Below are 5469 nucleotides of genomic sequence, written 5' to 3'. Positions count from 1 at the left end.
CTGCTGTTCATAAGTCCCGTAAGTTTCATCTTCATATCGCTGCTGTTCGATTTCTTCTAAAAAAAAACCGTATGCGTTACTGTCTTTAACAAAGTCGTGAGGTATATTGCCGTTGAAACACTGCTCTTCACATTCTTTCAGATAGAATTCGGCAATATCTTCAGAGATATCTTCGCAACGATTAGTCGTTGGTTCCACGCGTAAAATTTGGACAGCATTATCGGTTTGGTCGATAAATTTGATTATGTCCTTTTCTTCTAAGAAAGGACCAGATTTAGCGAGATTTTGTTCTTCATTTTCGCACATCACTAAGAGAATTTCATCAGAATTTATAAACACTGGTTTCTTCACAAATGCCTCCATACAGCCTATTGGCAAAAGTTATTTTCTAAGATATGGAGTGAACATATTTTCGTTTTACGGTAATGTCAATATAAAAAATACCGTATTACGAAAATTATTTTATGAATATTTTATTTAGATTAGTGTATTTTTTATAGATATTTGGAGATTTTATGAAAGGCTATAAGATTGCAAAAAGAAAATTTTCACAATTATCAAATGAAGAAAAAATAGCAACTATCGCTTTTTTGATTCGATTAAAGTATGAAGAAACGCTAAAGTTGCCCTCCGTTCTTCTTCATTGCAAGACGAATATAGATCATAAAAATCTTGATCTATTTTGCTTAAAGCCGGATACGGAGGATACTCCTTAAAGAAACTGTGTAGATTTACTAGCTCTTCTGCAGTGATATCACGGTAGGCTTTAGAGTCAGAGTCATCAATCGATAATAAGCGTGTAATAGATGATGGACTCAATCCTAAATGTTGCCCTAAAGCCTTACGGCTTCCATGCCCCATTTCATTTAATTTTTCATTAATCCACACTTTTATTAACTTTTGAAAATCCATTTTATTTTTCTCTCTTAAAATTATTAAATAATCAATGTTGCGTATTACGAAAATTTTGTTTATATTTGCGTAATACGTAAATATATGACAGAAAATTTTGGATTACATGATTACTCCAGCAGTTACGATTATAAAGTATTTAGGCGGTGCAAAACGCGTGTCGTTGATTTCTCAATGCCATGTATCTGCTGTTTATAAATGGACTTATCCTTTTGAAAAGCGAGAGGGTAAAGGCGGCATTATACCAGCTAAATACCAAATTATGCTTTTAAATTATGCGCGAGATCATGGGATAGATTTGCGCCCCGAAGATTTTTTTTATCCCGAGCGCTTGCAGAGATTAATGCAAGAGCAACACGCCCCAATGTCGAAAATTTGCAAGAGCCACGTTGTTGAACAGACGGTCGATAGATTGCAGCATTAAGGAGATCAAAATGAGTTTNTTCATCAGAATTTATAAACACTGGTTTATTCACAAATGCCTCCATACTGCCTATTGGCAAAAGTTATTTTCTAAGATATGGAACATATATTTCATTATTTATGAAAAATGTCAATATAAAAATTCAGAAAACATGAAATTTTAATAAAGTGTAGGTTAATTATGGATAAACTAATGTTAGAAAAACTTTGGAATTGTGGAGATAAAAAAGTGATGGCTGCTATTATTTTTTGTCTGAAGAACAAGAATTCTGAAGAATCGTTAAAACAGCTTTCTGAACTTCGGGATTTGCTTGATAATACAGTTGAATAAACTGTTCAGATTCTTTGATTAGAAAAGGGGGGATTTCGCCAAAAAAATCAATAATTTCTATTAATTCACTTGCTTTTATTGATCTTTTTGTACCTGAATCATGCAACATACTAGTTAGGGTAGATGGTAACACTCCTAAATGCTTGGCTAGCATTTTCTTACTACCATGACCATTTTTAGCTAATTGCGCATTAAGCCATACCTTTAACTGATCTGATTCCATAAAATACAAAGTCTTTCATATGAAATGAAAAATCAATAAAAAAAATATGAAATTTTATCTTGATAAAATTCATAAAATATGAAATTTTATCTTTATGAAAAAAGAACCTGCGTATACTATAATAAAATATCTAGGGGGGGCTGTTAACGTTTCGCGTATTTTGAAGAAATGTAAAGGTGCTGTTTATCGTATCACTTATTCTAAAGAGAAGGGTGGTTCTAATGGATTGTTTCCTTCAATTTATCAAGCGCAGTTATTAACCTACGCGCGAGATCATGGGATAGATTTGCGTCCTGATGATTTTTTTTATCCCGAGCGCTTGCAGAGATTAATGCAAGAGCAAGTCCCCCCAATGTCGAAAATTTGCAAGAGCTGCGGTGTTGATCACACCGGAGAAACTTTACAGCATTAAGGAGACAAAGATGGCTGTAGAAAAGAAATATGAGTTCACACGCCAAGGAATAACGCTTTATCCTGATAAGAATAATTCACATGGTATTGTAATGCTTCGTCGCATACGGGCACTGAGAGACTTTGGAAGAGTCAAGAAAGGTGACCTAGGTGGTTTTATAGAGCATGAAGGTAACCTATCACATGAGGGTGATTGTTGGGTAGCTGGTTCGGATAGATCTTTTAGTAATGGGTATGTTTTTGGCAATGCTCGTGTTTTTGGAGATGCCCGTGTTGGTGGCATGGCACGTGTTTTTGGGCATGCACAAGTATACGGTTGTGCAGATGTTTCTAATTGTGTGTATGTTTATGATTATGCAAAGATTTATGGTAATGCGGAGGTTTATGGTCGTGATACCCGTGTTTATGGTAAGGCGCAAATTTATGAGAATGCTTCAGTAAAAGGCAAAGCAGAAGTTTACGGCAATTCTCGCATTTATGGGGATGCTAAGGTTTACAACAAAGCACGTGTCTACGGTCAAGCCAAGGTTTTTGGTAATGCCGAAGTTTTCAATCAATCTAAAGTTTATGACAATGCGTTAGTTCACGGGCATGCCAAGATTAGAGCGAATGCCAAGATTTACGGCAATGCCGATGTTTGTGACTATGAAGATTTTCGCGATAACGACGAAGTTTACATGCGTAAACACGTTTCATATAGCACAAACGAAGCGCATAAGAATGATGATGGTAAGCCTCGTATAGAGCTTATACCGCCGTTGGCACTGATTGAAATCGGCAAAGTTTTAGAGTTTGGGGCAAAGAAGTACGGAGCAAACAATTGGCGTAATGGCATGCACTGGAGCAAGTTTCACGGTGCTGCTTTACGTCATTTATTAGCATGGTTTGGTGGAGAGCATAAGGATGCTGAGAGTGATTTATCACACTTGGCACATGCGGCTTGTTGTATTCTTTTTTTAATGGAATGCGAAGCACAACAGATTGGTCATGATGACCGCCCTCATAAAAATTAAAGGAGATAAAGATGAGTTCGAATGAAATTTTATGGATAGAAGTGGTTTCAGTTTTGCTCTTAAGCGGAGTGATGTTTTGTATTGCATTGCATTATCGCGCGCAGGTTAAGGCACTTAAAGAGCAGGTTCAAGATATTAAGAAAAAAATGAAAGAGAATGAGTTTAGGTATTTAATGGAAAGCAAGCAGACAATTGATGAATGTGATGCGGATCTTGAAGAACGTGACAAGGAAATTAAAGAACTGAAGCAAGAGATTGAAGAACGTGACGAGAAAATTAAACAACTGAAACAAAAGACTGAAGAGCATGAAAAGGCGTTCAGAAATGTAAGTGAAGTTGTAATGACACTCGAAGCAGATGTGCAATCACGTGATACGGAAATTGAAGAACTGAAACAAAAGATAGAAGAACGTGACGACGAGGAAATTGAAGAACTGAAGCAAGAGCTTAAAGAACGTGACGAGGAAATTAAAGAACTAAAACAAAAGATAGAAGAACATGACGACGAGGAAATTGAAGAACTGAAGCAAGAGATTAAACAGCGTGATGAAGCAGTAAAAGCGCCGCCTCATAAGAATAAGAAGAGTAAGAAGAAGGGTAAGTGAGGAGAGAGGGATGGGCTTAATTGCACTTATTATATCTTGTATTGCTAATTTGTGTTCATGTTATGCGGTTTATACCAATTTTAAAAACATAAAAATGCTTAGACAAGCGATAAAAGAACGAGATGAGTTAATAGCGTCACAAAAAGCGTTGATGGAAGGACAGCTAGCAGAAAAAAATGAGTTAATAGCGTCACAAAAAGCATTGATGGAAGAACAGCTAGCAGAAAATGAAGAGAAAATACAACATTTACAAAAATTACAAAAAGAAGTGCAAGAACGTTTGTTGGAATCTGAACAGAAGAAATCTAAAGAGCAAGAATATTTGACTGAATATGAAAATATTTATGAAAATCTTCAAGAGTCTGAAGATGTTCGTGCGCTTGTAAGAGAGTTTGTAGAAAAAGCCCCAATTGTAAATGAAGAAGATGATAGAACGCAAAAGATACTAATACAATTGATGAAGGATGAGCAGAAAAAGAATGAAGCAATTGAAATTATTGAAGATTTCAATAGATGGTTTATGGCAAAACAATCGGTTACAGTTGCAGAAGCCAATAAATGGGATAGGGCACAATATTTATCATTTCTTCTTATGAAACCAAAGCCAATGACATGGGCCGAGTTGGCTGAAAAAAGCCCTGAGGAACAACAGCGTTATTCATCATGTTGGAAAACGGTTATTTATTGAATGGAAACAGCTTGGAATACAACAGATCGGATAGTTTATTACTTGGTTTAATATTAAAATATTCGGGGCAAAAAGTCACTTTTTCTGGTGGATTTAAAGGATTTACGGCAGTGTGCTCCATAGTCAATATTAAAGGAATTTCTGAGTTTCTGTCTATAGGAAAAACACCAATAATTAGTCCTAATAGACCAGAAGGTTTGAGGCTAAATGGATCAATATCGCTATGTATGGGTGGATCGACTCGAGGTTTCTTTAAGCATAAGTGTTTTTTCTGTTGAGGATGGATGTAATGTAGTGCTCCTAGTGATTGTGGCAAAAGTTCACGATAGCATGCGGACATAAAGATAAAAAGGCTATTATCCTGTATGCTGATAGAGTTGATTTTAATTGTTTGTTTTGTAGCATTTGTAATGATTAAAGATACATATATTACTGGAAAGATATCATTAGGATTATCACTTATCCATGAACTGTGTGTGGTAACACGGAGCTTTTTTTCTTCTAAAATCTCTAATTGTTTTTCCAGAACTGTGGCAAGCTTTTTCATTGATATCGCTTGTTGTCTAGTTGATTTAGCTATGTCCATGGCATTGGCTAATTCTGTTTTAAATTTTTCTCGATCTTCTTCTCTTAATTTTTCATCTTTTTCTCGATCTTCCTTTCTCAATTTTGCAGCTTCTATGCGATCTTCTTCTCTTAATTTTTCATCTTTTTCTCGATCTTCCTTTCTCAATTTTTCATCTTTTTCTCGATCTTCCTTTCTCAATTTTGCAGCTTCTATGCGATCTTCTTCTCTTGATTTTGCAGCTTCTATTCGATCTTCTTCTCTTGATTTTGCAGCTTCTATTCGATCTTCTTCTCTT

9 protein-coding genes are annotated in these 5469 nt (G+C 35.5%); 5 read left to right on the top strand and 4 right to left on the bottom strand.

Translation table 11 applies throughout. From position 1 onward, the window contains the following. Together ACFIK2_RS08690 and ACFIK2_RS08685 are read right to left on the bottom strand one after the other, a co-directional pair. Nucleotides 1–351 (bottom strand): hypothetical protein (locus ACFIK2_RS08690; RefSeq protein ID WP_375677171.1); only part of this gene is annotated, 351 nt, incomplete at its 3' end. Between the two features lie 228 nt (nucleotides 352–579). Beyond that, complete coding sequence (locus ACFIK2_RS08685; RefSeq protein ID WP_038473488.1) at nucleotides 580–912, bottom strand: hypothetical protein; 333 nt, start codon at nucleotides 910–912, stop codon at nucleotides 580–582. 106 nt (nucleotides 913–1018) lie between these two features. On the opposite strand from ACFIK2_RS08685, the gene ACFIK2_RS08680 reads away from it, so the two are divergent. Next, nucleotides 1019–1336 (top strand): hypothetical protein, encoded by a 318-nt coding sequence (locus ACFIK2_RS08680; RefSeq protein ID WP_375677170.1) that lies wholly within the window; start codon nucleotides 1019–1021, stop codon nucleotides 1334–1336. 241 nt (nucleotides 1337–1577) lie between these two features. Here the strand turns inward: ACFIK2_RS08680 and ACFIK2_RS08675 are convergent, their stop codons facing one another. Beyond that, the gene (locus ACFIK2_RS08675; protein WP_114647946.1) at nucleotides 1578–1889 is read right to left on the bottom strand and encodes an XRE family transcriptional regulator; all 312 of its coding nucleotides are present in this window, start codon (nucleotides 1887–1889) and stop codon (nucleotides 1578–1580) included. 94 nt (nucleotides 1890–1983) lie between these two features. Between ACFIK2_RS08675 and ACFIK2_RS08670 the strand changes: the two genes are divergently transcribed. The 4 genes from ACFIK2_RS08670 (at nucleotide 1984) to ACFIK2_RS08655 (ending at nucleotide 4606) form a co-directional block, all read left to right on the top strand. Beyond that, nucleotides 1984–2301 carry a hypothetical protein gene (locus ACFIK2_RS08670; protein ID WP_375677169.1) on the top strand — a complete coding sequence of 106 codons (318 nt, stop codon included), beginning with the start codon at nucleotides 1984–1986 and terminating at the stop codon, nucleotides 2299–2301. Between the two features lie 676 nt (nucleotides 2302–2977). Then, nucleotides 2978–3313 (top strand): dATP/dGTP diphosphohydrolase domain-containing protein, encoded by a 336-nt coding sequence (locus ACFIK2_RS08665; protein WP_375640132.1) that lies wholly within the window; start codon nucleotides 2978–2980, stop codon nucleotides 3311–3313. 11 nt (nucleotides 3314–3324) lie between these two features. After that, nucleotides 3325–3918, top strand: a complete 594-nt coding sequence (locus ACFIK2_RS08660; RefSeq protein ID WP_375677168.1) for a hypothetical protein — start codon at nucleotides 3325–3327, stop codon at nucleotides 3916–3918. 10 nt (nucleotides 3919–3928) lie between these two features. After that, nucleotides 3929–4606, top strand: coding sequence for a hypothetical protein (locus ACFIK2_RS08655; RefSeq protein WP_375613781.1), 678 nt, complete (start codon nucleotides 3929–3931; stop codon nucleotides 4604–4606). Here the strand turns inward: ACFIK2_RS08655 and ACFIK2_RS08650 are convergent. Further along, on the bottom strand, nucleotides 4596–5469 hold an 874-nt coding region (locus tag ACFIK2_RS08650), incomplete at its 5' end, for a hypothetical protein (protein ID WP_375677167.1). The genes ACFIK2_RS08655 and ACFIK2_RS08650 overlap by 11 nt on opposite strands.

Origin of the sequence: Bartonella sp. AP88XZML, from assembly GCF_042195565.1 — a bacterium.
Lineage (GTDB): Bacteria > Pseudomonadota > Alphaproteobacteria > Rhizobiales > Rhizobiaceae > Bartonella.
Note: the sequence above shows the minus strand (reverse complement) of the source record. Positions and strands in the feature narration are given on the sequence as shown.